Raw genomic sequence first — 26,206 nt, 5'->3', positions numbered from 1 at the left:
ATTATTTGACGGCTGCAGGGCTGCCGCGTTTGCGTCGTCGCAAGCAAACAGGCGTCGACAACAGGTCGCGCAATAAGCTCAGAAAGGCCGGATTGCCGAACCTGGCACCCTGCTCTGCCGGTGCCGACCGTTACCGCTTATAACGCAGCCACACGCCGCCGCCATCCTGGACCTCTGCAGAGGCGAGTGTCAGATAACTCGGCTGCGTCCAGCGCTCCCGGGCAATTTCAAACGACGCGGGATGGTCGCCACGCCCGTCGATCAGCGGCAAAATCAGGACGCTGATTTCATCGACCAGGCCGGCATTGACAAAGGAGCCGCTGACGTGAGGACCGCCTTCAACGATCAGTCGCCGCGTGCCCAGCTCATCGGCCAAGGTCTGCACCACCTGGGCCAGATCGATGTCCGTTTTGCCTCCAAAGAAATAGGAAACTTGAATCGACTGCAGATAGGCCAGATAGTCGTCCGACACCGCTTCCGTGACGACCGCGACCACGTGGGAGTCGAGCGCCTGGTTGCTCTTCCAGGCAACCTTGCCATGACCATCGATGGCGATCGCGTAGCGCGCTGCATCACGCTTGGCGAAATAGGGGGTGCGCGGGATGGGCGCCGTGGCCAGACCTTTTGGATAGTCGTCGCCATGGGCAATTTCTTCCATGGTGGTGCGGCCGCAAATCCAACCATCGAATGCGAAGGTTTCGGCCAGCTTTTCATACAGCTCTCCGGCAGTTTTCTTGAACGGCCGGTCCCAGCCATCGGTGAGCGCGTGCCCGTCGATGGACGACATCATGTGACAGATAACATAGGGTTTCATCAAATTCTCCAAAACGAGACATGCACAAATCGCTCGTCAATCAAAAGGGATATTTACTGCGGATTGCGCACGCCACGCGCGCAGTGTCTGGCTTTAAATCTCGTGAACATGAAAGGAAGTTGTGCGCAGGTGTGCGCAGGATCAGGCCAACATCTGCTCGACTGTTGGATCGAGCATATCACGATGACATCATTTTCTTTGGCGATGCGTCTGTATCTAACCGCGGGTTCTGCCCAGTCGACGTCACGGACGCTGATAAGTGGGTGCGGCAGATTTGGGACGAGGTGCTGAAGGGAATGGCGTGGCGCCAAAAACGAAGGGCCGACATGGGATCATGTCGGCCACCAGGAACGCGGGCAATTTTCTCGGACTAATTTTCTCCGGTTGCCCGGCCCTTCACAAGTTGAGCAATTTGGCAATTTCCGCCTTGAACCTGGCTTGATTCGCAGCACCCGGAATTTCCGTCGCCAGCGCCACGGTCAAGGCGCGTGCATCGGTGGCGGTGGCGAAATGGTCGCCGCAGACGATTTGCGCCATCGGTCCGATATACGTCAGCATGACTTTCTCGAACATCGCCTTGGTAGCCGGCGTCACGGCGACCGCCGTGACGGGCTGCGGCGGCGCCGCTGCAGCCACAGCCGCAACCGGCTTGGTGGCAACAGCCGCCGTACCCGCCACACCGGGCGGCGCGCCAGGGGCCGCATCGCCCTGCCCGGGCAAGTCGGGCAACAGGCCGTTCAGGTAGTCGAGCACGGTCTTGCTGGCCCATTCGATGGCTTCGGCCGCGTCGATCGCGCCCGCGACAAAACTCAGGCGCGCGGCATGCATGGTACGCATGATACCGAGGGCATCGCGTCCGCGCCGGCCGCGGCACATGACAAACACGATTTCGCCGGCGCGCAGATGAATCTGGCCCATGCGGTTGTCATCGCTGACCAGCATCACGGTACCGGTCTGGCGCTGACCGCACAGATTGGCGATCTGCGCAACCAGGGAAGGAAGAGGCGTGAATTCGGCTTGTGCCATATCGATAGCTCCTGGTTATTCTCAAGACTTGCTGCGCAGTCGGTCCATGGCCATCTTGATGCTGATGCCAAGCCGTTCGATCGCGCGCGCCAGTGAGCCGATCTCGTCGCCGCGCTCGACCTGGGTCAGGTTGACGTCGAAGTCGCCCTTGCTCAGCTTGTCGGCGATGATGGTCAATTCGTTGATCGGGCGGGTCAGCGCCTTGCCCAGCATGTACGCGATGGCAGCCACCAGGGCAATCGTGATGATGATCAGCAGGCGTCCTTCCTTTTTCATCTGGGCCAGCGGCGCGAAGGCTTCGTCGTAGTCCTGTTCCACCAGCAAGGTCCAGCCCTGGGGCAGCTTGCGCATGTAACCGATCATTTCCTTGCCATCATGTCTGTAGGCGGTCGGGCCATCGGTGATGCCAGCCGTTTTCAGCGCGCTGTGGGCACTGAAGTCTTGCAACGCGGTTTTTACCTTTTGTGCGTCGCCGTGGGCGATGACCTTGTTGGTGGCGTCAAGCAAGATCGCGTGGCCGGTTTCGCCCACGCGCACATCGGCCACCGCTTGCGAGATATCGCCCAGGTTCAAACCCATGGCAATCACACCGATTAACTTGTTTTCGTCACTGCGGATCGGACTGCCCAGCAGCAGTGAGGGCCTGCCGGTGGTTTTGCTGATCACGACCTGGCGCCCGACCGGCGCGCCCTTCATGACGTCCTTGAAATAGCTGCGGTCGGCATAACTGACCAGAGCGCCGCCATCATTGCGGGCAATGTTGCTACCATCAGGCGCAATCGTGAAGACCAGGTAAGAATCGTAGGCCTGGCCGATCGCGGTCAATACCGGCACCTGGCGATCGCTTTTCATGCCGTTGATGTCGTTCAGGCGGCCGGCCTGGCGTAATACGCGCAGATTACTGTCGTCCCAACCATTGATGCGCGCTGACGTGATATCCATGGTCGCGACCAGGTTCTGGAAGATATTCGTACTCAGTTCACGCTCTGCCGTATTGTTGCTGACATACCAAAGCGTACACAGCGGTATTAGCGTTACCGCCAACAGGGTTGCGACCACTTTGTGGAAGATATTCAGGGTAAATTTAGAAGTCATAATGCGTTTCGCGGTAAAGGACAGGAAGTCATTCTCGGAACGACGGCAGGTGGGCGACGAATACTCGCCCTGGCGCGCCAGCCACGCTGGGTTGAAACGCGCAACATACCTTACAAAATTGCAATTGAGCAATTAATTATACCGCGATTCTTGGTAGAAATAAGTAATACTACTTAGGTGTTGTAAGGCGTGTACGGTCGCGCCTGCCCAAAGGATCTGTTCTGAAAAAAACAGGCAAGTTCACGGCCATCGATCGATGGCTTCTCGTGCCATGTTAGTATTTTGAGCAGGCAATAAATTTCGCGTATTAAGACCCGCCACCATTCGACCAGGAGCTTTTTCGATGACGATTTCCGACAGCACCACGATCTTCCAGAATAAAAAAGTGCTGCAGTACGATCCTGATATCGCATTCGATCCATCGCCGGACGTGGTCTACCGTTTGTCCATCGGCTATGACGACAAGCGCCCGATGCCGGACCTGATCGCCAGCTTTCTCGACAAAGCGGACCAGTCGACGCTCGAAGCACTGATCATCGGCATGTGGGGCGACCCCTACGAAGCCGGCGCCGACGCAGTGATCGCCGCGCTGGCGCAGCATGCGCCACAGTTGCCAAAACTGCGTGCGCTGTTCATCGGCGACATGACGTATGAGGAATGTGAAATCTCCTGGATCGTGCAAGGCAGCTACAAGCCCTTGCTGGACGCCTTTCCGCAACTGGAAACCTTGCGCATCCGTGGCGGCAATGCGCTGACCATCGAACCGTTCACGCACCAGAACCTGCGCACCTTGATCATCGAATCCGGTGGCCTGGACCAGAAAATCGCACAGTCGCTGGCCAGCTCGCACATGCCAAAGCTGGAACACCTGGAACTGTGGCTGGGCACGGACGAGTATGGTTTTTCAGGCGACGTGGCGCTGTACCGGAAAGTGCTGGCGCAACTGGCCACGCCAGGCTTGCGTTACCTGGGCCTGCGCGACGCGCAGATCGCCGACGAACTGGCCGCCTGGCTGGCCAACGAGCCCCTGCTGGCCACCATCACGACGCTCGACCTGTCGCTCGGCACCATCGGCGACGTCGGCGCCGACGCCCTGCTGCGCGGCACCCAACTGGGCAACCTGACGCGCCTGGACCTGTCGCATCACTACATCTCGGCAGCGAACCAGGACAAGCTCAATGCCCTGCCCTTCAAGGTCGTGCTGGACGATCCGCAGGAAGACGACGAGGACGATGGCGAGGTGTATCGCTACGTGGCGGTTGGCGAGTAGCTCGTTGGACCCGGCCGCGTGCGCCATGGTCTTGCTGGCCACCCCAGGCAGCAAGCGCGTGCGCCAGTTGCAGGCGGCGCGCGCACAACTGGGCTTGCCGGTGGCGCAGGTGGTCGCCTGGCGCGACTGGCTGGAAGAGCCGGCGCGGATCGACGCTGCGCTCGACCGGCCGTGCCTGTTCAAAATCGAGCCGCCGGGTGACGACCCCCTCGCCCACCTGCACTTGTTGCACGCCGGTTGCCGGCTGCTGGGCCTGCCGCCCTTGCGCGCGCCCGAACACGGCGAATTGTTGGCAATGGATGTCTGGTTCGCCGGTTTTGCGGCGGCCATGCAAGGCCTCGCGCGCCGGCTGGCCAGCCTGCCCCGGGCGCAGGTGGTGAATGCGCCGGACGCGATCTGCCTGATGACCGACAAACTGGCCTGTCAGCGCCACCTGACCGCACATGGCGTACCCACGCCGGTGTTGCTGGGGCGCGTGGACGGCTACGACCATCTGCAGGCACTACTGCAAGAGCACGACCTCGACCGTCTTTACCTGAAGCCGCGCTATGGCTCGTCGGCCTCCGGCGTGGTGGCGTACCGACGCAACCGCAGCGGGCGCCAGCAGGCGACCACCTCGGCCAAGATCGTGCATGGCGGTGGCGGCATGCGCCTGTTCAACGTCAAGCGGATCACGCGCTATGAGCCAGCGACCGACATCGCCGCGCTGGTGGACGCCCTGGCCGCGCAGGCCTTGTATGCGGAAGCCTGGCTGGACAAGCCGCGCTGCGGCGATCGCCATTACGACCTGCGCGCCGTGGCCATTGCAGGCCAGCCCGCGCACCGCGTCGCGCGCCTGGGTGCGCAGATGATGACCAATCTGCACCTCGACAATCAGCGCGGCGACGCCGCGACATTGCTGGACGGGGCCGACATGGCCGCGCTCGAGGCCGCCGTCCTGCAGGCCGGGCGGGCATTTCGCGCCAGCGGCGTGGTCGGCTACGACCTGGTGGTGCGGCGTGGCCAGGCGCATCTGCTGGAAGCGAACGCTTTCGGCGACCTGCTGCCCGGCCTCTTGTGGCAGGGTCACGATACCTACGCGGCCCAGCTGCTTGCCCTGCACCGTCATGCTTGAACCGATTCCGGACATGCACGCCATCGTCGGCAGCCACGATATCGTCTTCATTACCCTCGACACCCTGCGCTACGACGTGGCGCAGGCCCTGTTCGAGGCAGGCGAGCTACCCACCCTGGGACGCTTCCTGCCCGGCACCGGCTGGGAGCGGCGCCACTCGCCGGCCACCTTCACCTATGCGGCGCACCAGGCCTTTTTCGCCGGCTTCCTGCCCACGCCGGCATCCCCCGGACGCCATCCGCGCCTGTTTGCCAGCGCCTTTGCCGGCAGCGAGACCACCTCGCCGCGCACGTTTGCATTCGAGCAGGCGAGTGTCCCGGAGGCGCTCGCCGCGCGCGGCTACCGCACCATCTGCATCGGTGGCGTGGGCTTTTTTAACAAACAGACAGCCCTGGGCCGCGTCCTGCCGGCGCTGTTCCAGGAAAGCCACTGGAGCGCCGGCATGGGCGTGGCCGGGCGCCACTCGACGCAGCAGCAGGTGGCGCTGGCACGAACGCTGCTGGCGCAAAACCGGCAGCGCACGTTCCTGTTCATCAACGTGGCTGCCTTGCATGCGCCCAACCGCGCCTACCTGCCCGGCTGCCGCGCCGACAACCTGGACAGCCACGCGGCCGCCCTGCGCTATGTCGATGGGGCCCTCGCGCCGCTGTTCGATGCCTTTGCCGCGCGCGCGCCATGCTTCGCCATCGTGTGCTCGGACCACGGCAGTGCCTACGGCGAAGACGGCTACCGCGGCCACCGCGTGGCGCACGACAGCGTCTGGAACGTGCCCTACGCGCACTTCATCCTGCCAGCATCGCCGCCAGATATTTCACCACCGAATCACAAGGACGCCGCACCGTGAATCCAGCCGAACAGCCAGGCACCCTGGCGCAGCGCATGCGCCATACGCCGTACCAGGCCTACTCCTATTCGTATCCGCACAAGGCAGCGTATCGCACGCTGCCGCAAGCGACGCCGCTGGCGCCCCTGTGGGCGCAGCAGGACCGCTCCGCCCTGTTCGCTTACATCCATATTCCTTTCTGCGCGATGCGATGCGGCTTTTGCAATCTGTTCGCGATGGCGCAGCCTTCTGCCGCGCTGGTTGAACGCTACGTGCAGCAGCTGCTGGTGCAGATGCGTGCGATGGATGGCGCCCTGGGCGAGCGGCACTTTGCCCGCTTTGCGCTGGGCGGCGGCACGCCAACCTACTTGTCGGCGGCGCAGCTCGACACGCTGCTGTGCGGCGCGCGCGCTATCCTCGGCATCGACCTGCACGCCACGCCGGCCGGTATCGAAGCCTCGCCTGAAACCGTGACGGCCGAACGCCTGGCCGTGTGCCGCGCCCATGGTATCGACCGGGTCAGCCTGGGCATCCAGAGTTTTGCGTCCGGCGAAATGCGCGCACTGGCGCGGCCCCAGCAAAATGCCACGGTGTGTGCGGCCATCGGGCTGATCCGCGCAGCGGGTTTTCCGACCTTGAACCTGGACCTGATTTACGGGATTGCGGGGCAGACGGTGGCCAGCCTGCTGGCGTCGATCGACAGCGCGCTGGCGTTCGCGCCAGAAGAACTGTATCTGTATCCGCTTTACGTGCGCGAACAGACCGGCCTGGGCAAAGTGGCGCGCCGCCGCGGTGCACACACCCTCAATCCCATTATTCTTGCGCAGAGTGGCGACAGCCGCCTGGCCCTGTACGCCGCCGCGCGCGACCATCTGCGCGCGCGAGGCTATGTGCAAGTGTCGATGCGCATGTTCCGCGCGCCGCACGCGCCGCAGGACGCCGCTCCGTCCTACTGCTGTCAGAACGACGGCATGGTGGGGCTGGGCGCGGGTGCGCGTTCCTACACCGCCAGCCTGCACTACTCAAGCGAATATGCGGTGGCCAGGATGGAGACCATCGGCATCATCGACAACTACCTCGCGCACGACGAAGCGCGTTTTAACCAGGCCGAACACGGCTATCTGCTGGACGCGGAAGACCAGCAACGCCGCTACGTGATCCAGTCGCTGCTGACCGAACCGGGCCTCGATTGCGCCGCCTATACTGCCCGCTTCGGCACTGCCTGCGCAGACGACCTGCCGCAACTGGCCGAACTGTTCGCGCTCGAACTGGTGACGCAGCAAGGGCCGCTGCTGCGTTTGAATGAACGCGGTTACGCCTACGCCGACACCATCGGCCCGTGGCTGGCCTCAAACACCGTGCGCGCCTTGATGGCCGAGAGCGGCCAGCCGTGCTGAGCGCGCACGATAGCGGTCTGTCCCTGCTGTACCGGGGCACGCTATCGAGCTGCAATTACGCGTGCAGCTATTGTCCGTTCGCCAAAAAGCAGGACAGCCGTGCGCAACTGGCGCGCGATCGACGCGAGCTGACGCGTTTCACCAGTTGGGTGGCGAATCAACGCCGCGCTGTCAGCGTGCTGTTCACACCCTGGGGCGAAGCGCTGGTGCGGCGCCATTACCGCACCGCCATGCAAGCGCTGGCGGCACTGCCCCATGTGCACCAGGTGGCGCTGCAAACCAATCTGTCGGGTCCCCTGGATTGGCTGGGCGAGATGGACCGCACCAGCCGCGCCAAAATCGGCCTCTGGTGTACCTTCCATCCGGGCCAGACCACGAGCGCACGGTTTCTCGCACGCTGCGCGCAGCTCGACGCCAAGGGCGTGCGCTATTCGGTCGGCGTGGTGGCGCTGCACGAGCACTACAAGGCCATCCGGGCCCTGCGCCTGGCGCTGCCGGCCCATATCTATCTCTGGCTGAACGCGTATGACCGGCGCGGTCCCGGCTACCATACTGCTGACGAGCTGATATGGCTGGACGGCGTCGATCCATGGTTTGTGCACAGCCGCCGCCCCGCGCCGTCACGCGGCAAAGCCTGCCTGGCGGGCGAAACCGCGCTGTCGGTCGACGGCGACGGCACCCTGACGCGCTGCCACTTTGTGCCTGAACGGCTGGGCAATTTGTACGAGGACGATCTGGCCGACCTGCTGCAGGAACGCAGCTGTCCACGCTTCAAGTGCGATTGCTATATCGGCTATGCGCAGCGCAAGGATTTGCCGTTCCAGACGATGTTTGGCCTGGGCGTATTGGCAAGAATCGCCCCGACCACCGAGACAGAAAAAGAAGCGGGATAGCCGTTTCCGTTCCTCCAAACTTACGCAAACCTAGCCGAAGCTAAGTTTTCTTGCCGTTGGATTCCTGCTTCGCTGGGGCCGGTTTCACCTTGCGTTTGCACGCATGGCCAGAGCCGTCTCCTCCACAGGCAGCAGCGGTAGAACTTACCGCCAGATTTCTCAAATTGATCGCCGCATTGACGTCGCGGTCATGCATCGCATGGCACACCGGGCAGATCCACTGCCTGACTCCCAGATTAAGCCTCTCCAGCTTGTCCCCACAGCTTGAACACAACTTGCTACTTGGATACCAGCGATCGGCAACGAATACTTCACCACCGCACCGCGCTGCTTTATACATGAGTTGGCGACGAAATTCATGAAAGCCCATGTCGGAGATGGCGCGCGCCAGGCGGTGATTTTTCAACATGCCTTTCACGTTCAGGTCCTCGATGACGATGCTATGAAAACGGCGCGTCAGCTCTGTCGTCAGCTTGTGCAGGCTATCGCTGCGCAGGTCTGCGATGCGCGCATGTAGTCGCGCCAACTTCTGCCTGGCCTTGGCCCGGTTGCGTGAGCCGTTTACCTTCCTCGTCAGACAGCGTCCCAGGCGGCGCAGCTTCTTCAATAGCGTTGTCAAAGCCTTCGGCCCGAGAACTTTCTCACCGGTCGACAGCGTGGCCAGCGCCGTAATCCCAAGATCCACCCCAACCGCACCTTGGTTTTCGGCTTGCGGTAAGGGCATATCGTCAGGCGTATCGACCGTAATGCTGGCGTACCAGTGGCCGGCATGACGCGCGACCGTCGCCGAGACGACTTGGCCGGTATATCGCAACGACTCGCGCATGCGCACCCAGCCTAGTTTAGGAATGCGGATGCGTTTGCCTTCAATGTTGAACTGGTCGTTGGTGAGCGTAAATCGGTCGTCACGGCCTTTTTGGCGGAAAGTCGGGTAGTGGCTGCGTCCCGAGAAGAAGTTCTGGAAAGCGTCGCCCAATTGCATGATGGCCATTTGCGGCGCGTTCTTGGTTACCTCCAACATCCACGGAAAACTGCTACGCTTGATGGCATTGAGCTGGCGACGCAGTGCAGCCTCGTTCGGTTTTGGCAACGCAGGGCTTGTTTGGGAAACGTCGTACTGCCGTTTCCACTCATTGAGCGCCCAGTTGTAGGCGAAGCGAGCAACACCGGCGGCTTTGGACAATGACGTTGCCTGAACATTGTTCGGATTGAGCCGGATGCGGTGGGCTAGCATTGTGCCTCCTTGATGGCGCAGCGAACACCGTCAACCTGTGCTGGTGGAGACGCCGATGGCCCTGGCTGCGGTACTGATCGGTACAGGCTTGTTCATACGGATAAGACTAGCCACGTTCAATTAAGTTCCGAAGAAACTGTTAAAACCCTCTTCGTACACCAGTCAGCCCGACAATTTCATGCGCCATTTCCGATAACGCCTGGCGAGCAGGCTGGTGAGCACCTGATCGATCAGCAGCGAAAACAGCGGGCTCAGACGGCCCCCGCTGCGGCCGTCGGCGCCGAGCGTGCGCAGCCTGCGCCTTGCCACCGCCAGGGTGGCAAGGCTGGCCAACACCTTGTCCTGCCACTTCAGCGGCGGGTCGGTTGCCAGCGGCGCCGCGCCGGCGCGCCATTGCTGCGCCAGGTCGGGCGCCAGCGTCAACGCCGTCGCGATGCCGACCACGGCAACGCCGCTGGCCAGCACCTGTTCGGCAATCGCCTGGCGGGCGATGCCACCGGTGGTCATGACAGGCATGCGCGCGACTGCGGCCAGCGCCTGGGCAAACTCCAGAAAGTACGCTTCGCGCGCGAGCGTGCGACCGTCGGCGGTGCGGCCTTGCATGGCCGGGCTTTCGTAGCTGCCGCCGGATAGTTCAACCAGGTCGACCGGCAGTTGGTTCAGCAGCAGCACCACCTGGCGCGCGTCTTCTTCGGAGAAGCCGCCGCGCTGGAAGTCGGCGGAGTTCAACTTGACCGACACGCAAAAGCCTGGCGCCACGCGCGCGCGCACCGCGCGCACCACCTCCAGCAGCAGGCGTGCGCGGTTGGCCAGGCTGCCACCCCACTGGTCGTCGCGCCGGTTGGCCAGCGGCGACAGAAACTGCGACAGCAGGTAGCCGTGTGCGGCATGGATCTGCACCCCGTCGAAGCCGGCCTGTTCGGCAGCGTAGGCCGTATCGCCAAAGCGCCGGATCACTTCTGCGATCTGCTCCTCGGTCATCGCGACCGGTGGCGCAAACAATTTGCTGTGCTTGCCAAGGTCGAGCGCAACGGCCGACGGCGCCCATGCCAGGCCGCCCAGATTGGCCATCACCTGGCGGCCCGGGTGGTTAATCTGCATCCACATTGTTGCACCGTGGCCGCGGGTGGCCTGCACCCACGCCTTGAAGGGTTCGAGCGGGGTGTGTGCTTCCAGCGCGATGGTGCCGGGGCCGGTGAGTGCGCGGCTGTCGACCATCACATTGCCCGTGATGATCAGCCCGGTGCCACCCTGCGCCCAGCGCGCGTACAAACGATGAATCGCCCGTCCCGGCAACTGCCCCGCTTCGGCCATGCTTTCTTCCATGGCGGCCTTGGCGAGCCGGTTGGGCAGCGTGCTGCCGTTCGGCAGAGTGAGTGGCGTAAACAACATGGTGGGCCCTGGATGGTTGAATAGACGCGTCATGCTAACATCGCACTGATGACCGCGCGCAAGTGCATGGTCGAACCGGCCCGGAGCGGGGCGCAGCGGCCCTGCTCGCGTGGCCGGACCGCAGCGTCATGCCATTGCGCGCGCGCGACCTGCCATGGCCGCGGCAAACGCCAGCGCCGCAGCAAGCAGCAAGATTGCGGCGCTCAGGCCAAACGTGGCCCGGTAACCCATGGCGTCGAACAGGACGCCGCCCAGCCCCGCGCCGGCCGTAATGGCAAGCTGCACCACCGCCACCATCAGGCCGCCACCGGCTTCGGCATCGTCCGGCAGCGTGCGCGCCAGCCAGGTCCACCAGCCCACCGGCGCAGAGGTGCCGAGCAGGCCCCAGAACGCTAGCAACACCGCTGTCCAGGCAGTGGAACTGCCGAATACGATAAGGGCAATGGCAATCGCCGCCATCGCCAGCGGGATCGTGATCAGGGTCTCGTACAGGTGCGCCTTGAGCAGCGCGCCGATCAACACCGTGCCGATGAATCCAGCCACGCCGATTGCCAGCAGCATCAGCGAGGTGGTCATGGCGCTGGCGTGGGTCGCGGTTTCCAGGAACGGCCGCAGGTAGGTCAACAAGGCGAACTGGCCCATGAAAAACAGGCTGACTGCCGCCATGCCCAGCGCGACCGGCAACCGTTTGAACAGGGCGAACAGATTGCCTTTGCCGCGCCGGGGACGGGCCGGCATGGCGGGCAAGCTGAACATCTTCCAGGCCAGTGCCAGCACGGCCACCGGCACGAGGCAAAAAAACGCGCCGCGCCAGCCGACCAGCGCGCCCAAAAAGCTGCCGAGGGGCGCTGCGACAACGGTGGCCAGCGCATTCCCGCCATTCACGATGGCCAGCGCCTTCGGCACCTGGTCAGGCGGCACCAGGCGCATGGCCGTGGCCGCCGACATCGACCAGAAGCCGCCGATGGCCACGCCAATGAAGGCGCGACCGAGCATGAACACGGCGTAGTTGGGCGCCCAGGCGGCGATGGTGCCGGACACGATCATCAGCAGCGTCAGTCCGAGCAGCAAGGTCTTGCGGTCCATTTTGCCCGCCAGCGAAGGGATGGCCAGGGCGGTCAGCAGTGCGAAGGCGCCCGACACCGCAATGGACTGGCCGGCCTGCCCTTCGCTCACATGCAGGTCGGTGGCAATAGAGGTCAATAAACTGACCGGCATGAATTCGGAAGCCACCAGGGCAAAGGCGCCCAGCGCCAGCGCGAAGATGCCGCCCCAGGCCGTCGTTGCGCCGGGGCTGCTGTGGTCGTCGATCGTGGAGATGTTTCCTTGCATGGAGATAAAGTGTTGTGAGCGAAGACGGCATGATAAGGCCCGGCCGGGCCTGCGAACCGCCACAAAATTCGCCAGGCTTATGCGGCCGTGCCATGAATCACGTGCGATTTTGCACGAACACCAATCGAGACTGCATGCGTTATATGATTGCCTGTCATGAGTAACGCGACAATTTATGCGCCGTGTACATGCGCCCGATGGTCGCTGCGGCAAGCATTTTTATGGACGAAAGGACCTGCATGGCCCGCGACAATATCAACGACATCCTGATTTTTTTTGAAGTGGCGCGCGAGCGCAGTTTTACGCGCGCCGCGGCGAAACTCGGCATGACGCAATCGGCGCTCAGCCATATCATTCGCTCGCTGGAACAGCGGCTCGGCGTCCGTCTGCTGAACCGGACCACGCGCAGCGTGTCGCCCACCGAGGCCGGTCTGCGCCTGCTGGAAAATGTCGCCCCGCGCCTGGAAGAAGTCGAGGCAGAAATTGCCGCGGTCAGCGACCTGGGCGACAAGCCGATCGGCACGATCCGCATCACCGCCATCGATCACGTGATCGACACGGTGCTGTGGCCCAGGCTGGCGCCGGTGCTGCCGGCCTACCCCGACCTGCACGTCGAGATGCATGCCGACTACCGTTTAACGGACATTGCCGCGGACCGCTACGACATCGGCGTGCGCTACGGCGACCAGGTCGACAATGACATGATCGCGGTGCGCCTGACTGCACCACTGCCCTTGATGATTGTCGGATCGCCCGCCTATTTCGCCTGGCACACGATCCCCACGTCCTTGCCGGAACTCCTGAAACACAATTGCATCACGCTACGCCTGGCCACGCGCGGCGGGCTGTATGCCTGGGAGCTCGAACACGACGGCAAGCAGCTCGAAGCGCGGGTACGCGGGCAGGTCATCTGTTCCAGCGTCAGCCAGATGGTCAATGCGGCGCTGAGCGGCAACGGCCTGGCATTCATCACGGCAGACCTGGTAGAAGAACATGTGCGCGCCGGGCGGCTGGTGAGCGTCATGCCCGACTGGTGCGGGACCTTCCCGGGATTACACGCCTACTACCCCAGCCGGCGCCAGGCGTCGCGCGTCATGGGGATTGTGATGGACGCGCTCAGGTTCAAGGACTGAAGCCTGGGGCGCGCCATACAGCATCACGGCAAACCTGCACCCGCGCCCGCCGATCCCGCCTTCCAGCGTGACATGCCCATCGAGCCGCGCCGCCGCTTCACGCACGATCGCCAGGCCGAGACCGGCCCCTGGCGCGGCGGGGCTGGTGCCGTTGCCGCCACCGCGATGGAAGCGCTCGAAGACCAGTGCGCGCTGGTCCGGCGCAATGCCGGGTCCATCGTCGGCCACGACCAGCACCAGCCCCGGCTGCGCGCCCTGCAAGGACACGCGCACCTGGCCGTTGTCCGGCACGTAGGCAAGCGCGTTGTTGAGCAGGTTATGGACGATCGACTGAAACGCCGGCAGGTCCAGCGCATGGTGCAGCGCATCCGGCGCATCGAGCGACAGCTCGATCTGGCGCGCCAATGCGGCCGGCGCAATCAGCGCCAGCTCGTGCCGCAACAACTGCGCCACATCGCACACACCAGCGTCGGCCGGGCGCTGCTGGTCCAGCTGCGCCAGGTCGAGCAACTGGCCGACCAGGTGCGAGGCGCGGGCAATCGCCTGGCGCATGCGCCGTTCGGCGTCGCTGCGCTGGTCGGCATCGGTCGACATCAACAGCACATGGGCCTGGGCCGACATCACCGCCATCGGGGTGCGCAATTCGTGGGCCGCGTCCTGCACGAACGCCTGTTCGCGCGAGACCTCGTGGCGCAGGCGCGCCAGCAACCCGTCGAGCGCCTGCGCCAGCGGCTGCAGCTCCGCGTGCCTGGGGGGCGCGCCCAGCGGCGCCAGGTCACCAGCGCTGCGAGTGGCAATCTGGCCGGACAGACTGCGCAAGGGCCGCAGGCCGCGCGTCACGGCGAACCACAGCGGCAGTATCACGAACGGCAGTGCGATCAGCATGTCGATGGTCAGGCCGCCGCTCAGGTTGCGCACGAGCCAGCCGGCAGGCATGCGCGGCGCCGCCACCAGCAGCGTCCAGCGTTCGCCCCTGCCCTGGTAGACCCGGTAAGGTTGACCATGAACCTCGCCCGGGTCGATGCGGCCGGGGGTGCCGCGCACGACTGCGTTGCCACCTTCGGGCGACCAGAACAGGCGCTTGCCATCGGCCGCGCGCAACTCCATCAACAGCACGCCCGGCACGTGGTTGCTGCGATAGCTCTGGTTGATCAGCGCCGCGGTCGCCGCCACGATGGCGCGCGCTTCGCCGGGCGCCTCGATCGGTGCGATCGAAGCAAGCAGATTCTCGCCGAGCGTTTGCAGGTTCTGGTCGAACGCCTGGCGGTCGGTGGCAAGGTACAGCTGGCGCGCCATCAGCACCAGCCACACCAGCGCAAAGGCCAGCAGCAGCGCGCCCATCATGCGCCTGGCCAGCGTCGGTCGCAGCCAGCGCTTCATGCCGCGACCAGGTAGCCGATGCCGCGCACGGTGCGGATACGCTCGGCGCCGATCTTGCGGCGCAAATTCGACACATGCACCTCCACTGCGGCGAAGTCGAGCGCATCGCCGAGCGGCTCGAGGCGTTGCGCCAGCGCGCCCTTGGCCACCACGGCGCCCGGCTCGCGCGCCAGCTCGAGCAGGAGCTGGAATTCACGCGGCGACAGGTCGAGGGTCACGCCGTCGAGGCGCACCACGCGGCTGCGCGGCTCGATCTGCAAGGCGCCCACGGTCCAGACCGCGCTGGCCTGGCGCGCGCTGCGGCGCAGCACCGCGTGCATGCGCGCAATCAGCTCCGCGGTCTCGAACGGCTTGATGACAAAATCGTCGGCGCCGCCGTCGAGCCCGGCCAGCCGGTCGGACAGCGCCGAACGCGCGGTAATGATGATGACCGGCAGCGCCACGCCGGCGCGCCGCCAGCGCGCCAGCACCTCGAGGCCGGCGCCGTCCGGCAGGGTCAGGTCCAGCAGCGCGCAGTCGAACTGCGTCGCCTCCTGCGGCAAGGGCAACTCGGCCACCCGGCGCAGCCACACGCTGCTGATGCCCTCGACCTGCAGCGCTTGCTGGAGCGAAAATCCGAGGTCGATGTCGTCTTCAATGATGAGGATGTGCATGGACCAAGTATAAGCGCCGCAAGCTTTGGCTTGGCCAAAGGTTGCAGCTTTTATACTGGCCGCAGCTTCGGGTGAATGATTCTCTATAAAAGGACGCAAGATGACAGCTGTGACAACCCGGCGCTGCCTGCTGGCGGCGCTACTCTCGGGCATGGCGTGGACCGGCCTGGCCGGCGCCGCCGCTCAGGAAACGGTGCCCGTGGTGAAGGTGGCGGGCGCGTTATCCGAGCGCGATGAAAAATCGTATCGCGACATGCTGGCTGGCATAAAAATATTCGAGCAGCAGCGCCAGCTGGCGCCGGGCAGCACCTTGCGCTTCAAGGTTTTGCCGCGCCGCGACGGGGTGGACATGGCGTCGCTGGCCTTGCAGATCGTCGGTGCGCACGGCGCCATCGCGGTGCCCCTGGATGCCGACCACAGCTTCGTGCTGCCAGTCGAGGCCGAGGCCGCGGGAGCGGATGCCATGGTGCGCTTCAATCGCCCGTCCGGCAGCCTGGCCTGGCGCGCCGAAATCCGCAGCCCGGGCGTGCCGGCCAATGCGCGCCGCCTTGGCGACCTGATGCTCGAATGTAAAGTGAACATGGCGGCTGACCTGGTGGCCTACATTCACCATCCGATCAATATGATGGTGATTAGATTGGCCGATCCGTGCCGCAGCCTGCCCATCAATCTGTTCTCGTTTGCCGACCGACCCTTGTTCGGCATCACCCTGGTAGCGGGCGAGCGGCGCAGCGTGCTGTCCGCGGCCATGCTGCACGGCCCGGCGTTGGTGCCGATGCCGAGCCAGGAAGACTGGCTGTTCCTGCGCGACCGCGCCTATACCGTGAAATACAAGGCGCTGTACGACCAGCACTGGCCGGACGACACGCTGCTGACATTCTCCTACCTGGACGACGAGCAATGAGCCGCTACCCGACTGCAACCATGCGCGCGGCCGGCTGCCTGCTGCTGGTCCTTGCCACCGGCTGCGCATCGACCGGCAACGGCGCGCTTACAACCCTGAGCGCCGAGCGCGCGGCGCACAGCATCGTGATCGGCAAGTCCGACAAGGCCGACATCCGCACCGCGTTCGGCGAGGCCAGCATCACGCCCTACCCCGGCGGTCAGGAAGTGTGGCTGTACCAGCTTGGCTACCCGCGCGCGGTCGATTCCCTGCCGTATGTGAATCTGGTGATCAGCAGCGCCGACAACCGGAAAGAACTGACGATCCTGTTCGGCCGCGACGGGCTGGTGAAAAAATACCAGTTGATGGACCGGGCGCGCGAGTAGACGCCACCTGAATCAGCTGTCGCGTCTCTCCAGCAGCAAGACCGCTTTATCATAGGTGGCATTGCACCACTGATGCTTCTGCATCACCTTCTGCGGTACGCGACCCGGCTCCTTCACTGCGGAAAATCCCATCGAGCCGTAAAAAGCCGCCAGTTCGCCGAATGGCAAGCAGTAGAGGACCGGAAAATTTGCATGGCCGATCAAAAACGCGACGATGCGCCGCGCGATACCCATGCCCTCGCAGCCAGGCAGGACATAGATGCCGCCCAGTTCAGCGCTGGTGGCATCGACCGGTGTGACACGCCCTTGGCCAGCAGTGATGCCATCGATTCTGGCAACGACGATCAAGTCGTCAGAAGCGGAGGGCACGAAGCCGATCTCGGCATACCGAAGGTTGATCGCGGCAAGATCAGCGTCTGTGGCGATGTGGAGGGTAACGCTGGTCGGGGAGGATGGCATTTTATGTGGCATGGGCGAAAACGCTGGACGTCGCGTGTGGTCAGGCGTGGGCGGGGCGGCGCGCCAAAGCCAGGGCGCTGGTGACGAACGTGATAAATAGTTAAACTATTTATAATATAAGTATAAACAAACGGCTGCGAAGCTGCCACCGAAAGCCAACTTAAAAATATGTGCAGTGGGCACTGCCGTGTCTACTTCTACATGAGAGCGGCCACGCAGGCCTGGCCCGGCCCTTTGCTGGCAGCCACCGTGAGCCGCACTGCTATCATGGGGAACCTTGCAGGGCGAACAGGTCGCCCCTGCGGATCGAGGAACCCGGATGCAATCAAGACAAGCGCGCATGGCCAAACTGCTGGCGCACCGCCACGTCAAGGGCCTGGGCATCGGCGCTGCGCTGCTGGTGCTGGTGCATCTTGCCGGCACGCTGGGCTACCACTACCTGGGGCGGCCGATAGCGTCCTGGGTCGACAGCTTTTACATGACCTTCATTACCGTGGCCACGATCGGGTATGGCGAGACGATTGACCTGAGCCATCACCCGATGGGGCGCCTGTTCACGGTGTTCATTGCCGTACTGGGCATCGGCGCGATGAGTTATGTGTTTTCCACCGTGGTCGCATTGCTGGTCGATGCGGATTTGAATGCGCAAAGAAGGAGAAGGCGGATGGAGAAGGAAATCGCCAGGCTGTCCGGGCACTACATCGTGTGCGGCATTGGCCGTGTCGGCAGCAACGTGGCCAAGGAGCTGGTCACCACCCGGCGCCGCTTCGTGGTCGTCGAGAGCGAACGGCCCGGGCTCGATGCGTGGCTCGAGCACCACCCGGACTGCCTGTATGTGCATGACGACGCAGCCGACGACGACGCCCTGCTGCGCGCCGGCCTGATGGGCGCGGCCGGCGTGTTCGCGGTGACCGGCGACGACAGCCATAATCTGATGATCGCCATGTCGGTCAAAATGCTCAATCCCAAAGTGCGCGTGGTGGTGCGCCTGCATGACGTGCGCAACACCAAGAAGGCACGCCACGCCGGTGCGGACGAAATCGTGTCACCCGATTTCACCGGCGGCACGCGCATTGCGTCGGCGATGGTGCGCCCCCACGTCGTCAATTTCATGGACCAGATGCTGCGCAGCGAAGGCGCCATGCGAATCGAGGAACTGGTGCTGCCAGGCGGGATGGCGCCGGTGGCGCTGGCGCGACTGTTGCCCAGGTCACCCGTCTACATGCTGATGGCGGCGTACCAGAACGAGCAATGGACCTTCAATCCACCCGACGACTTTCCAGTCGGCGCGGGCGTCACCCTGGTGCTGATGGCCAATCCGGACGGGCGTGCCCTGGCCGAAGAGCAGATCCGCAAGCACAGCTGAACAGGGGCAGGTTGCTCTGTTGCGTTTCGTTACCAAAGGGAAATAAAAGTATGTACAGCAGGACGCGCCGTAAGTGTACTATCCCCTGCAGCCACGGAATGACTGCGCGCGTTGAAGCATTCTGGCTGCGCGCATAGCAATTTACACAACGTCCTGAAGGAACTGAAATGATGCAATCGATTAAAAAAATGTTCGTCCACACCCTGATCACCGCAATGGTCTTCGTCGGCTTCACCCAGACGGTACAGGCAGCCATGGTCAGCACCGAGCAAGTCGTCTCCAGCGCAGCCGCCCAGCAAAACCGCGCAAAAATCAGCGCGACCTTCGACCGCGCCGACGTCCAGGCCGAACTGGCGAAAATGGGCATCAGCGCCGACGAAGCCAAAGCCCGCGTGGCCGCACTGAGCGACGCCGAAACCGCCTCGATCGCGCACCGCGTCGATGCGATCCCGGCCGGCGGCGACGGCATCATCGGCGCGCTGATCTTCATTTTCGTGGTGTTGCTGGTGACCGACATCCTTGGCCTGACCAAGGTGTTCCCGTTCACCCGCTCGATGCGCCATTAATTCTGCCGCAATGATGCGCTCCCGCTCTTTCTGGCTGCCGGCACTTTCCCTGGTGCTGGCGCTGGGACTGTGCGGTTGCGCAGCCACCCAGACCACGGCGTTGCTGTCGGCGCCGCGTGCGGACCTGCCGCGCCAGCTCGAACTGAAAACCACGCCGTTCATCGCGCAGGAGCGCTACCAGTGCGGCCCGGCCGCGCTGGCCATGTCGCTGCAGTCAGCCGGCTTCGCCGTCGACGCGGACGCGCTGGTGCCGCAAGTCTATCTGCCGCAACGCGAAGGCAGCCTGCAGGTGGAGATGATTGCAGCGGCGCGCCGCAACGGCGCCGTCAGCATGACGATTCCCCCGCGCATGGATGCCCTGATCACGGAACTGGCTGCCGGCAATCCGGTGCTGGTCCTGCAAAACCTCAGCCTGCCGATCGCGCCGAAATGGCACTACGCAGTGGCCATTGGCTACGACGTCGACCGGCGCGACATCATCCTGCGCTCCGGCACCACCGAACGGCTGGTGATGCCGCTGTCGACCTTTGAACATACCTGGGCGCGCAGCGGCTACTGGGGCATGGTCACGCTGGCGCCTGGCCACTTGCCGGCGAGCGCGGAGGAAGCGACCGTGGTCGATGCCCTGGTCGCCTTCGAAAAAAGCAGCCGACCCGGCGCCGCGCGCACCAGCTACGCGCTGGCGGCACGGCGCTGGCCGGACAACCTGACGCTGGGAATGGGACTAGGCAACAGCGCGTACGCTGCGGGCGACAAGCCGGGTGCCGCCGACGCCTTCCAGGCCATCAGCGAACGCCGCCCCGACAGCGGCGCGGCTTTCAATAACCTCGGGGTCGTCCTGATGGAGCTGGGCCAGTTGAAGGCAGCCCGCGCGGCGGCGGAAAAGGCGCTCGCTTTGGGCGGCCCGTGGCGCGAGGCAGCGCTCGATACGCTCACGTCGATTCAACGAGCAGAGCAACGTCGGCACCGCTGACGCGCTCGTCGTCCAGGTACGCAGGCAATCGAAGCGCGCACGCTTGCGCGCTGGTCCTACCTTAGCTGTTGATTGAGCAGCGCAGCGATCCTGTCCAGCGCCAGCAAGGTCAACATCGGTCCGCTGTCGCCGCCAGGCGTCATCACCACCGACGCCAGCATCGACGTGCTTGCGCCAAACACGTCGCCGATCGGCGCGATGTCGGCCAGCGCGACCAGCGGGATGTCCCCCAGCCGCTCGACCAGCACGCCGAACAGGCGCCCGCCTTCCCCGCGCAAGACCACCGTCAGCATGTTCTCGCGCTTGCTGCGCGCCGCCACGCCGAGGGCCTTGTGCAGGTCGTAGAGCAGCATCGTGCTGCCCTGGTAGACGATGGCACCGCACAATTTGTCCGACGCGTTCGGCAGGCGCACCAGGCCACCAAACGGAATCGCCTCCACCACGCAGGACGCCGGCACGCCCAGCAGATAGTGGCCGACGTAGAAACTGGCAATCTCGATGCTCTCCCCTGCTGGCGCCGCGGTCGCTGCCGACAGACTGGCGGGCGCCGCGGCGGCGAGCGCGTACTGTCCGCCATCGTCCACGCTCAGGGGCACGCACACCAGCGCCAGCAAGCGCTGCCCGGCACGTCCTTCGGTGCCGCCGTACTCGCGATAACCGCACGAACCCGCCCCACCCAGCGCCAGCACCTGGCCGTCCAGCGCGATCAGCTGCGCCGTGCCGCCGCCGAGCGCCGCTGCGCGCACGGCGGCCGGCACGCCCGCCCTGGCGCCGGCCGGGCGGCGTGGGTCGGATGAGGCGACCACGTTGTCGGCGCCATCGATGAACAGCGCAAAGGCGCCGTCCGATTGCGGCAAGCCGGCGCACAGGACGGCATCGAGTTGCGGCGCGCTGTCGAACACCGCGGCGATGCCGCCGATGACCTGGCCGGCGTCGCTGCGCAGCGGCGCACTGTAGATATAGGTCGGGCGGTCGCCATACACAGCGTCGGCGACGAATTCGGAGACCACGTAGCCGTCCGGCGGCGCCACCAGTGCAGCGGCGCACCAGGCGGCGTCGAGGCGGCTGCCGACGCGCTGCGCCAGCGCCGCTTTCGACACGGCCACCACCACGCCGGCGCCATCGAACAGCAGCAAGCTGTCGTACACCGAATACAGATCGTTGATGGCGGCCAGGCGCGCGCCCAGCCGGGCCTCGCGCGCGCTGCCGTCCAGGCTTTCCAGCAAGCCGCGCAGCACCGGGTCGAGCGCCCACCAGCGGCAGTCGTTGGCGCGCTCGTACAGGTTGCGGTCGAGGATGTTCATGGCGAGTGCGGCCAGAAACGCGCAGTCGTCCAGCTGCGCCCGCACCGTCATGGTTTGCAGCTCGTTGATCGAGCGCGTAAACACGTCCTTCATGCGGGTGCCGGTGCGCACGATTTCACCCAGCAGCACCTTGGAGAAGGCCGGATTGCTGGCCACCTGGCTGGCGCCGCCCTGGCGAATATTCGCGTTCCACACCGAGCGGTTCAGTTCGCGCTGGATGGCGTCGGCCTGGGTGGGGATGGTTTGCAGTGCCGGCGCAAAGGTGGAACCGCTGGCCAGGATGGCGCGCAGCAAGGCGGTGTCGGTCGACGCCGCCGCGTGGTCGGCGTCATCGCCCTGCTCGAACGCCATCGCCAGCGGTACCAGCACCAGCGCGCGCCAGCCCGGCGGCCCGCTGTAGCCCTGAAAGCCCTGCGACGCGTGGCTGGAGGTCAGGTAGCTGGCGCCGGCAAAACGCATCAGGTGGCCGTCGCCAGCGGGCGCCGCCAGCAGTGCGCCGGGCGCGATCTGCCAAGGATCGCTGCTGGCGATCACGCGGCCGTCGTTGTCGAGCAAGGTGATGACGCTCCAGTCGCCGGCGCGGCCCAGGCTGTCGAAGATGCGGCCCGTTTCGGTTTCAAAGTCGAAGCACAGGAACAGCGCCCCCAGCACCGCGCCATCTTGCGCCAGCACGCGCGTGCCATACAGCAGGTTGCGCGATTCGCCCGGGAACAGGTCGCTGCGCACGGTCGCCTCGGTGTAGGGAGCGTGGCTCGCGAGGACCTCGGCCAGCATCGGGTCGCGCATCGCCTCCACCTGCGCCCCACCCGGCAAGCGCGCCAGCACCTGGCCGGAGGGCGCAACCAGAATCACATCGCGGTACACCGAATACAGGTGCACGTAGGCCTGCAAGCGCGCCTCCATGGCGCCACGGTCGGGCGCCTCGCCTGCCAGCGCGGCGGCGGCGAAATCGCGCAAAGCGTCGTCCAGCGCCAGAAAACCGATATCGGCGGTGCGCTCGTACAGGTTGCGCACCAGGATGTCGATCGCCACTTGCGCCTGCGCCGCGATTTCCTGCACGCGCTTTTTATAGGTCGTCAGTGCGAGGTTGTGCAGCAGGCTTTCGGTGAGGCTGGCGAAGGCGGCCTTGGTGCCGCCCATTTCGGTGGTGGTGCCAGACAACTGGCCGAGCAGGTTCAGGACGTCCCAGACCGACTCCAGCGACTTGAGCGTGTCGCGATTCTCGGTCACATGCAGCATATGCGGCAACATGCGGCGTAGCGAAAGGTCGACGCCGTTTTGGGTAATGGATATGGTCATACGTTCTGTTAGAGAAAAGGAAATAAGTAAGCAATTTCCATACCAGAATGTCAATGGCATCCTGCGCTGCTTGCGCATGCCTGCATGCGCCGAATTGGTGCGCGCGCGGTGCCAAATGGCGCATATCACATGGCAAGCCTGGGTTGCGATCCCGGCCAGCACGCAGCATCAGGCCGGTGCATCAGAACGTCAGCGGCATGCGCGCCATCAGCGACACGTCCGGCGTGTCGCGGGTCAGCCCGGCCCCCACCGACACGCTGATCGTGCGTTTGTCGTTGATGCGATACGAAAAACCCAGCAGCAACGTGCCGAGCTGGGTGCGCACCGAGCCCGGCACCGGCTGTCCGCGCTGGTAGGTGCGCCCGATGGAACTGTGGTCGTAACCCAGGCTGAGCGATGCCTTGTCGTTCAGCGCCAGCCCCATGCCGAAATTGAAGCCGAACACGTCGCCTGGCTTGATCTCGCCGAGCGCCTCCTGTTCGCCGCTCAGAACGGTGCGCGACACATTGCCGCGCTTGAAATTGTGCAGATAGCTGAAGTTGCCGAAGAAAATGGCAGGATCGGACGGCATCAGCCACGTCAGGCTCGGCTGCAACGAATAAAAACCTGAGCCGGTGGGCAGGTCGATCGGCAGGCCGGTGCCCGTCGCATTGGTGCCGACGCAACGCGTGGTGCAGTCGGTCACGACTTCGAAGGGATCGCGGCCGGTGCGCGTCTTGAAGCGCAGGCCGCCGATAAAGTAGGGCAAATCGACGCCCCCGTTGTTGAGCTGATAGCGCGCCGCCAGCTCCACGTCGCCGATGGCCTTGCCGCTGGTCTGGAACACGTTTTCAACGGCGGTGCCGGTAAACAGCTCGCGGCTGACGGTCGCGTCGCTGCGGTACACATACGGCACTTTCAATTCCAGTTCGAGGCGGTTCGTGAGGCCGCGCCGGAGCGTCATGCTGGCCGTGGTGGTGTTGCGTTTGACTTCACGCACATCGACCAGGCCGATCAGCAGCGCGGGAATGATCGTATAGCCGACCAGCGCAATCCGGTTGCTCGACGAATACCCGAACTGAACGGCCGGCTCGATGACATATTTGTCGCGTGGCGTCAGCACGCCCGGTTGTTCGAAAATCGGCGCCACCGCCGGCGGCCGGCGGTCGGCCGGGGGCGCGCGCCCGACCGCCGCATCCTCGGCCACGCCCGCCCCGCGCACATCGGCAAGCACGCGTGCCGGCGCCGGTGCGGCCAGAATGCCGGCCTGGCGTTCCAGCTGTTCAACACGGGCGCGCTGCTGCGCGAGTTCCTCGCGCAGGCTTTTCAGCTGCGCGGCCAGTTCTTCGCTGGTCTGGGCGGCCACCGGTGCGCACGCGAGGGCGCCGGCGATGAGAACGGAGAGTTGACGCATGGAGCACCTTTCTGTGTTGTGTTTATCTGGGTGAAATCGCGTTATTCAGCGCCTGGTTCAGGCTGGCATTGAAGTTCATGGTTTGCAGCACGCCCGCGCTGTTGACGCTGGCGCGGATGGTGGTCTGGTTGTTGATCATCTGGTCGTTCAGGCTGTTCTGAATGATGGTCCCGCCCAGCGCCCCGACCGGCAGGCCAGCTGCCAGCTGGGCCGGCTGGCCGTTCTGGATCAAACGGGTGCCGGGGGCATCGCCGGCCAGTTGCGCCTGGCCGCTGGCGAGCTTGCCGACATCGCCGAACTGCACCGCGCTGTGTTCGACGACGTTCCCGTTCACTTGCACCAGGCGGTCGATGCCCAGCGTGACGAGCAGGCTGTCGCCATAACCGAAACCGCCGCGCACCGCGTCCAGCGCCGCACTGTCGACGGCGTTCACTGGTACGAACTGCGCCGATGCGGCAATCGGCAGCGTGCAAAGGGCAAACAGAATGGTGAAGCAGCGCATGGTGGCTCCTGTCAAAAATCGCCCGGCCCGAGCTTGGGCAAGGTCGCCAGTTGTTGTGCCGTATTGCTGACGCCCTCGCCCAGCGGCGCGCGCGGCGCCGCGCGCCAGTCGGCCAGCTTGTTGAAGGCGGGCGCGCCCGGCGTGTCGTGGATCACGAACAGCATTTTGTTGGACCAGATTTGCTCGAAGTGCGCGCGCGCGACCGCGCGCGTGCCGCTCGACGGATCGCCGAGCAGGATGCGGCCATCGCTTTCCCCCTTGATCACGACAAAATGGTGGTAGCCCTTTTCGTTGATCAGGACGATGGCCGGCAGTTTGGCGTCGAACAGTTTTTGCAGCGGCAGCTCGAACCCGTCGGCCTTGAAACCGCGCGTGGCCAGGTAACGCTGCATGTCGAGCAGCGAAAACCCTTCGCGCCGGATTTTTTGCTGGTCGCCGCGGATGAACATTTCCTTGAACAAGGTTTGTTCGTCGACGGGGAAGTGGTAATGGTGCGTCAGCAAGGTCGCCAGCGCGGCCGAGCCGCAGCTGAAGTCGTACTGCTGGCGCAGCGTGGCCTGGAAGCGCAGCGCTTTCATGCTGGTCACGCGCACGCTGAAACGTTCGCCGCCGGGCAGACCCAGTTCGGCGCTGCGCCCCGGTTGCGGCAGCAGTGCGCACATGGCCGCGAGCAGCGCCAGGATGACGAGCCGTTTCATTTGAATTGCAGATTGATGATGGTGGCATTCTGGATGAGCACATTGGCGCCGCTGTTCTGGATCACCGTGGGAATGCCCGCCATATTTGCGAACGAACCGCTGTCGATACTGTTGGCGCCGGTGACCACGTGGTTGGCCACGTTGTCGTGCACGCCGCCGTCGAGCTGCATCTGGTTGTTGACGGTGTCGGTTCCGCCGCGCTGGGCGTCAAGCTTGTCGCTGCGGGCAGCCACGCCAAACCTGGCGTCTGCCCCTTGTACTGCGTCCAGCACGGCAAACACCGGTACTGGCTCGCTGGCGAAAGACGGCGCGGCGACCGGCTCGGGTGCGGCATGGGCGGAACCATGGCCCAGCAGCGCGCACAGCGGCGCCCATCGGACGAAGCGATAAAGTAAGGTTTGTGGCATGGCATCTCCTGTCCGGCAAAAAACTGCCGCAGCCGGATGGCTGCGGCCAAGGACAACAACTGATCAGCGGCCGACCGTCATGTTCGACTGCACATTGACGCTTTGCTGGATCAGCGAGGAGAAGCCATTGTTCTGGCTGACTGTCATGATGCCGGCGGCCGATTGCCCGACGTTTGACATCGCGTTCGACATGTCGAACGTCCCGGCATTGACGGTATTGCTGCCACCTGCACCGCCGGTGCCGCCTGCGCCAGCGCCACCCGTGCCCAACGCTGCCGTATTGCTGCCGCCGTCACCGCCATTGCCCGCCGTGTTGCTGCCGCCCGCGCCGCCGGCCCCGCCGTCGCCCGCTGCCGCATTGCCCGCAGTGGCCGACCCGTTGGTCGCCGCGCCGCTGGTGCCGCTGCCGCCGGT

25 protein-coding genes and 1 pseudogene are annotated in these 26,206 nt (G+C 64.5%); 11 read left to right on the top strand and 15 right to left on the bottom strand.

Translation table 11 applies throughout. The features are described from left to right. Nucleotides 1-130: 130 nt before the first annotated feature. The 3 genes from V6M87_RS24900 to V6M87_RS24890 all read right to left on the bottom strand — a co-directional run bounded on the left by V6M87_RS24900 (nt 131) and on the right by V6M87_RS24890 (nt 2,935). A complete protein-coding gene (locus tag V6M87_RS24900) occupies nt 131-814 on the bottom strand; it encodes a RibD family protein (RefSeq protein ID WP_332879372.1) in 684 nt (227 codons plus the stop codon). 396 nt (nt 815-1,210) lie between these two features. After that, complete coding sequence (locus tag V6M87_RS24895; RefSeq protein ID WP_332879371.1) at nt 1,211-1,840, bottom strand: hypothetical protein; 630 nt, start codon at nt 1,838-1,840, stop codon at nt 1,211-1,213. A gap of 21 nt (nt 1,841-1,861) precedes the next feature. Further along, entirely contained in the window at nt 1,862-2,935 is a 1,074-nt protein-coding gene (locus V6M87_RS24890) for a HAMP domain-containing protein (RefSeq protein ID WP_332879370.1), read from the bottom strand. A 343-nt stretch (nt 2,936-3,278) separates the two neighbouring features. Between V6M87_RS24890 and V6M87_RS24885 the strand changes: the two genes are divergently transcribed. The 5 genes from V6M87_RS24885 to V6M87_RS24865 are packed head-to-tail and all read left to right on the top strand — an operon-like array spanning nt 3,279 to nt 8,432. Next, nucleotides 3,279-4,205 (top strand): STM4015 family protein, encoded by a 927-nt coding sequence (locus tag V6M87_RS24885; RefSeq protein ID WP_332879369.1) that lies wholly within the window; start codon nt 3,279-3,281, stop codon nt 4,203-4,205. A 4-nt stretch (nt 4,206-4,209) separates the two neighbouring features. After that, nucleotides 4,210-5,319 carry an STM4014 family protein gene (locus V6M87_RS24880; RefSeq protein WP_332879368.1) on the top strand — a complete coding sequence of 370 codons (1,110 nt, stop codon included), beginning with the start codon at nt 4,210-4,212 and terminating at the stop codon, nt 5,317-5,319. Beyond that, nucleotides 5,312-6,163, top strand: coding sequence for an STM4013/SEN3800 family hydrolase (locus V6M87_RS24875; RefSeq protein ID WP_332879367.1), 852 nt, complete (start codon nt 5,312-5,314; stop codon nt 6,161-6,163). The genes V6M87_RS24880 and V6M87_RS24875 overlap by 8 nt, the downstream gene beginning before the upstream one ends. Next, on the top strand, nt 6,160-7,539 hold the full coding sequence (locus V6M87_RS24870) for an STM4012 family radical SAM protein (RefSeq protein WP_332879366.1): 1,380 nt from the start codon (nt 6,160-6,162) through the stop codon (nt 7,537-7,539). The genes V6M87_RS24875 and V6M87_RS24870 overlap by 4 nt, the downstream gene beginning before the upstream one ends. Beyond that, nucleotides 7,533-8,432, top strand: coding sequence for an STM4011 family radical SAM protein (locus V6M87_RS24865; RefSeq protein ID WP_332879365.1), 900 nt, complete (start codon nt 7,533-7,535; stop codon nt 8,430-8,432). Before V6M87_RS24870 ends, V6M87_RS24865 begins: the two co-directional genes overlap by 7 nt. Before the next feature lie 40 nt (nt 8,433-8,472). Here the strand turns inward: V6M87_RS24865 and V6M87_RS24860 are convergent, their stop codons facing one another. The 3 genes from V6M87_RS24860 to V6M87_RS24850 all read right to left on the bottom strand — a co-directional run bounded on the left by V6M87_RS24860 (nt 8,473) and on the right by V6M87_RS24850 (nt 12,390). Next, a complete protein-coding gene (locus tag V6M87_RS24860; RefSeq protein ID WP_332879364.1) occupies nt 8,473-9,666 on the bottom strand; it encodes an RNA-guided endonuclease InsQ/TnpB family protein in 1,194 nt (397 codons plus the stop codon). 162 nt (nt 9,667-9,828) lie between these two features. Next, a complete protein-coding gene (locus V6M87_RS24855) occupies nt 9,829-11,058 on the bottom strand; it encodes an NADH:flavin oxidoreductase/NADH oxidase family protein (protein WP_332879363.1) in 1,230 nt (409 codons plus the stop codon). 126 nt (nt 11,059-11,184) lie between these two features. Beyond that, nucleotides 11,185-12,390 carry an MFS transporter gene (locus tag V6M87_RS24850; RefSeq protein ID WP_332879362.1) on the bottom strand — a complete coding sequence of 402 codons (1,206 nt, stop codon included), beginning with the start codon at nt 12,388-12,390 and terminating at the stop codon, nt 11,185-11,187. A gap of 239 nt (nt 12,391-12,629) precedes the next feature. Between V6M87_RS24850 and V6M87_RS24845 the strand changes: the two genes are divergently transcribed. Continuing rightward, a complete protein-coding gene (locus V6M87_RS24845) occupies nt 12,630-13,523 on the top strand; it encodes a LysR family transcriptional regulator (protein ID WP_332879361.1) in 894 nt (297 codons plus the stop codon). Here V6M87_RS24845 and V6M87_RS24840 read toward each other — a convergent pair. Together V6M87_RS24840 and V6M87_RS24835 are read right to left on the bottom strand one after the other, a co-directional pair. Beyond that, a complete protein-coding gene (locus V6M87_RS24840) occupies nt 13,443-14,903 on the bottom strand; it encodes a sensor histidine kinase (RefSeq protein ID WP_332879360.1) in 1,461 nt (486 codons plus the stop codon). The genes V6M87_RS24845 and V6M87_RS24840 overlap by 81 nt on opposite strands. Beyond that, nucleotides 14,900-15,556, bottom strand: a complete 657-nt coding sequence (locus V6M87_RS24835; RefSeq protein WP_332879359.1) for a response regulator transcription factor — start codon at nt 15,554-15,556, stop codon at nt 14,900-14,902. Before V6M87_RS24835 ends, V6M87_RS24840 begins: the two co-directional genes overlap by 4 nt. 100 nt (nt 15,557-15,656) lie before the next feature. Here V6M87_RS24835 and V6M87_RS24830 point away from each other — a divergent pair, with 100 nt between their 5' ends. Then, nucleotides 15,657-16,460, top strand: a complete 804-nt coding sequence (locus V6M87_RS24830; protein WP_332879358.1) for a hypothetical protein — start codon at nt 15,657-15,659, stop codon at nt 16,458-16,460. Continuing rightward, a complete protein-coding gene (locus tag V6M87_RS24825; RefSeq protein WP_332879357.1) occupies nt 16,457-16,825 on the top strand; it encodes a hypothetical protein in 369 nt (122 codons plus the stop codon). The genes V6M87_RS24830 and V6M87_RS24825 overlap by 4 nt, the downstream gene beginning before the upstream one ends. A gap of 12 nt (nt 16,826-16,837) precedes the next feature. Here V6M87_RS24825 and V6M87_RS24820 read toward each other — a convergent pair whose 3' ends face one another. Further along, a complete protein-coding gene (locus V6M87_RS24820; protein ID WP_332879356.1) occupies nt 16,838-17,284 on the bottom strand; it encodes a GNAT family N-acetyltransferase in 447 nt (148 codons plus the stop codon). 319 nt (nt 17,285-17,603) lie between these two features. On the opposite strand from V6M87_RS24820, the gene V6M87_RS24815 reads away from it, so the two are divergent. From V6M87_RS24815 to V6M87_RS24805, 3 genes are all read left to right on the top strand, one after another. After that, entirely contained in the window at nt 17,604-18,650 is a 1,047-nt protein-coding gene (locus tag V6M87_RS24815; protein ID WP_332879355.1) for a potassium channel family protein, read from the top strand. A 167-nt stretch (nt 18,651-18,817) separates the two neighbouring features. Continuing rightward, nucleotides 18,818-19,216, top strand: a complete 399-nt coding sequence (locus tag V6M87_RS24810) for a PA2779 family protein (protein WP_332879354.1) — start codon at nt 18,818-18,820, stop codon at nt 19,214-19,216. 13 nt (nt 19,217-19,229) lie between these two features. Continuing rightward, nucleotides 19,230-20,189 (top strand): PA2778 family cysteine peptidase, encoded by a 960-nt coding sequence (locus V6M87_RS24805; protein WP_332879353.1) that lies wholly within the window; start codon nt 19,230-19,232, stop codon nt 20,187-20,189. A 56-nt stretch (nt 20,190-20,245) separates the two neighbouring features. Here V6M87_RS24805 and V6M87_RS24800 read toward each other — a convergent pair whose 3' ends face one another. The 6 genes and pseudogenes from V6M87_RS24800 to V6M87_RS24775 form a co-directional block, all read right to left on the bottom strand. After that, complete coding sequence (locus V6M87_RS24800; protein ID WP_332879352.1) at nt 20,246-22,792, bottom strand: chemotaxis protein CheW; 2,547 nt, start codon at nt 22,790-22,792, stop codon at nt 20,246-20,248. 181 nt (nt 22,793-22,973) lie between these two features. After that, nucleotides 22,974-24,185 carry an acetate kinase gene (locus V6M87_RS24795; RefSeq protein WP_332879351.1) on the bottom strand — a complete coding sequence of 404 codons (1,212 nt, stop codon included), beginning with the start codon at nt 24,183-24,185 and terminating at the stop codon, nt 22,974-22,976. Nucleotides 24,186-24,207: 22 nt separating this feature from the next. Further along, nucleotides 24,208-24,687 (bottom strand): hypothetical protein, encoded by a 480-nt coding sequence (locus V6M87_RS24790; RefSeq protein WP_332879350.1) that lies wholly within the window; start codon nt 24,685-24,687, stop codon nt 24,208-24,210. Between the two features lie 11 nt (nt 24,688-24,698). After that, nucleotides 24,699-25,385, bottom strand: a complete 687-nt coding sequence (locus V6M87_RS24785; RefSeq protein WP_332879349.1) for a C39 family peptidase — start codon at nt 25,383-25,385, stop codon at nt 24,699-24,701. Beyond that, nucleotides 25,382-25,792, bottom strand: coding sequence for a hypothetical protein (locus V6M87_RS24780; RefSeq protein ID WP_332879348.1), 411 nt, complete (start codon nt 25,790-25,792; stop codon nt 25,382-25,384). Before V6M87_RS24780 ends, V6M87_RS24785 begins: the two co-directional genes overlap by 4 nt. A 63-nt stretch (nt 25,793-25,855) precedes the next feature. After that, nucleotides 25,856-26,206 (bottom strand): annotated as a pseudogene (locus V6M87_RS24775) (hypothetical protein); the annotation flags it as partial.

It is taken from the genome of Massilia sp. S19_KUP03_FR1, from assembly GCF_036688685.1.
Lineage (GTDB): Bacteria > Pseudomonadota > Gammaproteobacteria > Burkholderiales > Burkholderiaceae_D > JALYUM01.
Note: the sequence above shows the minus strand (reverse complement) of the source record. Positions and strands in the feature narration are given on the sequence as shown.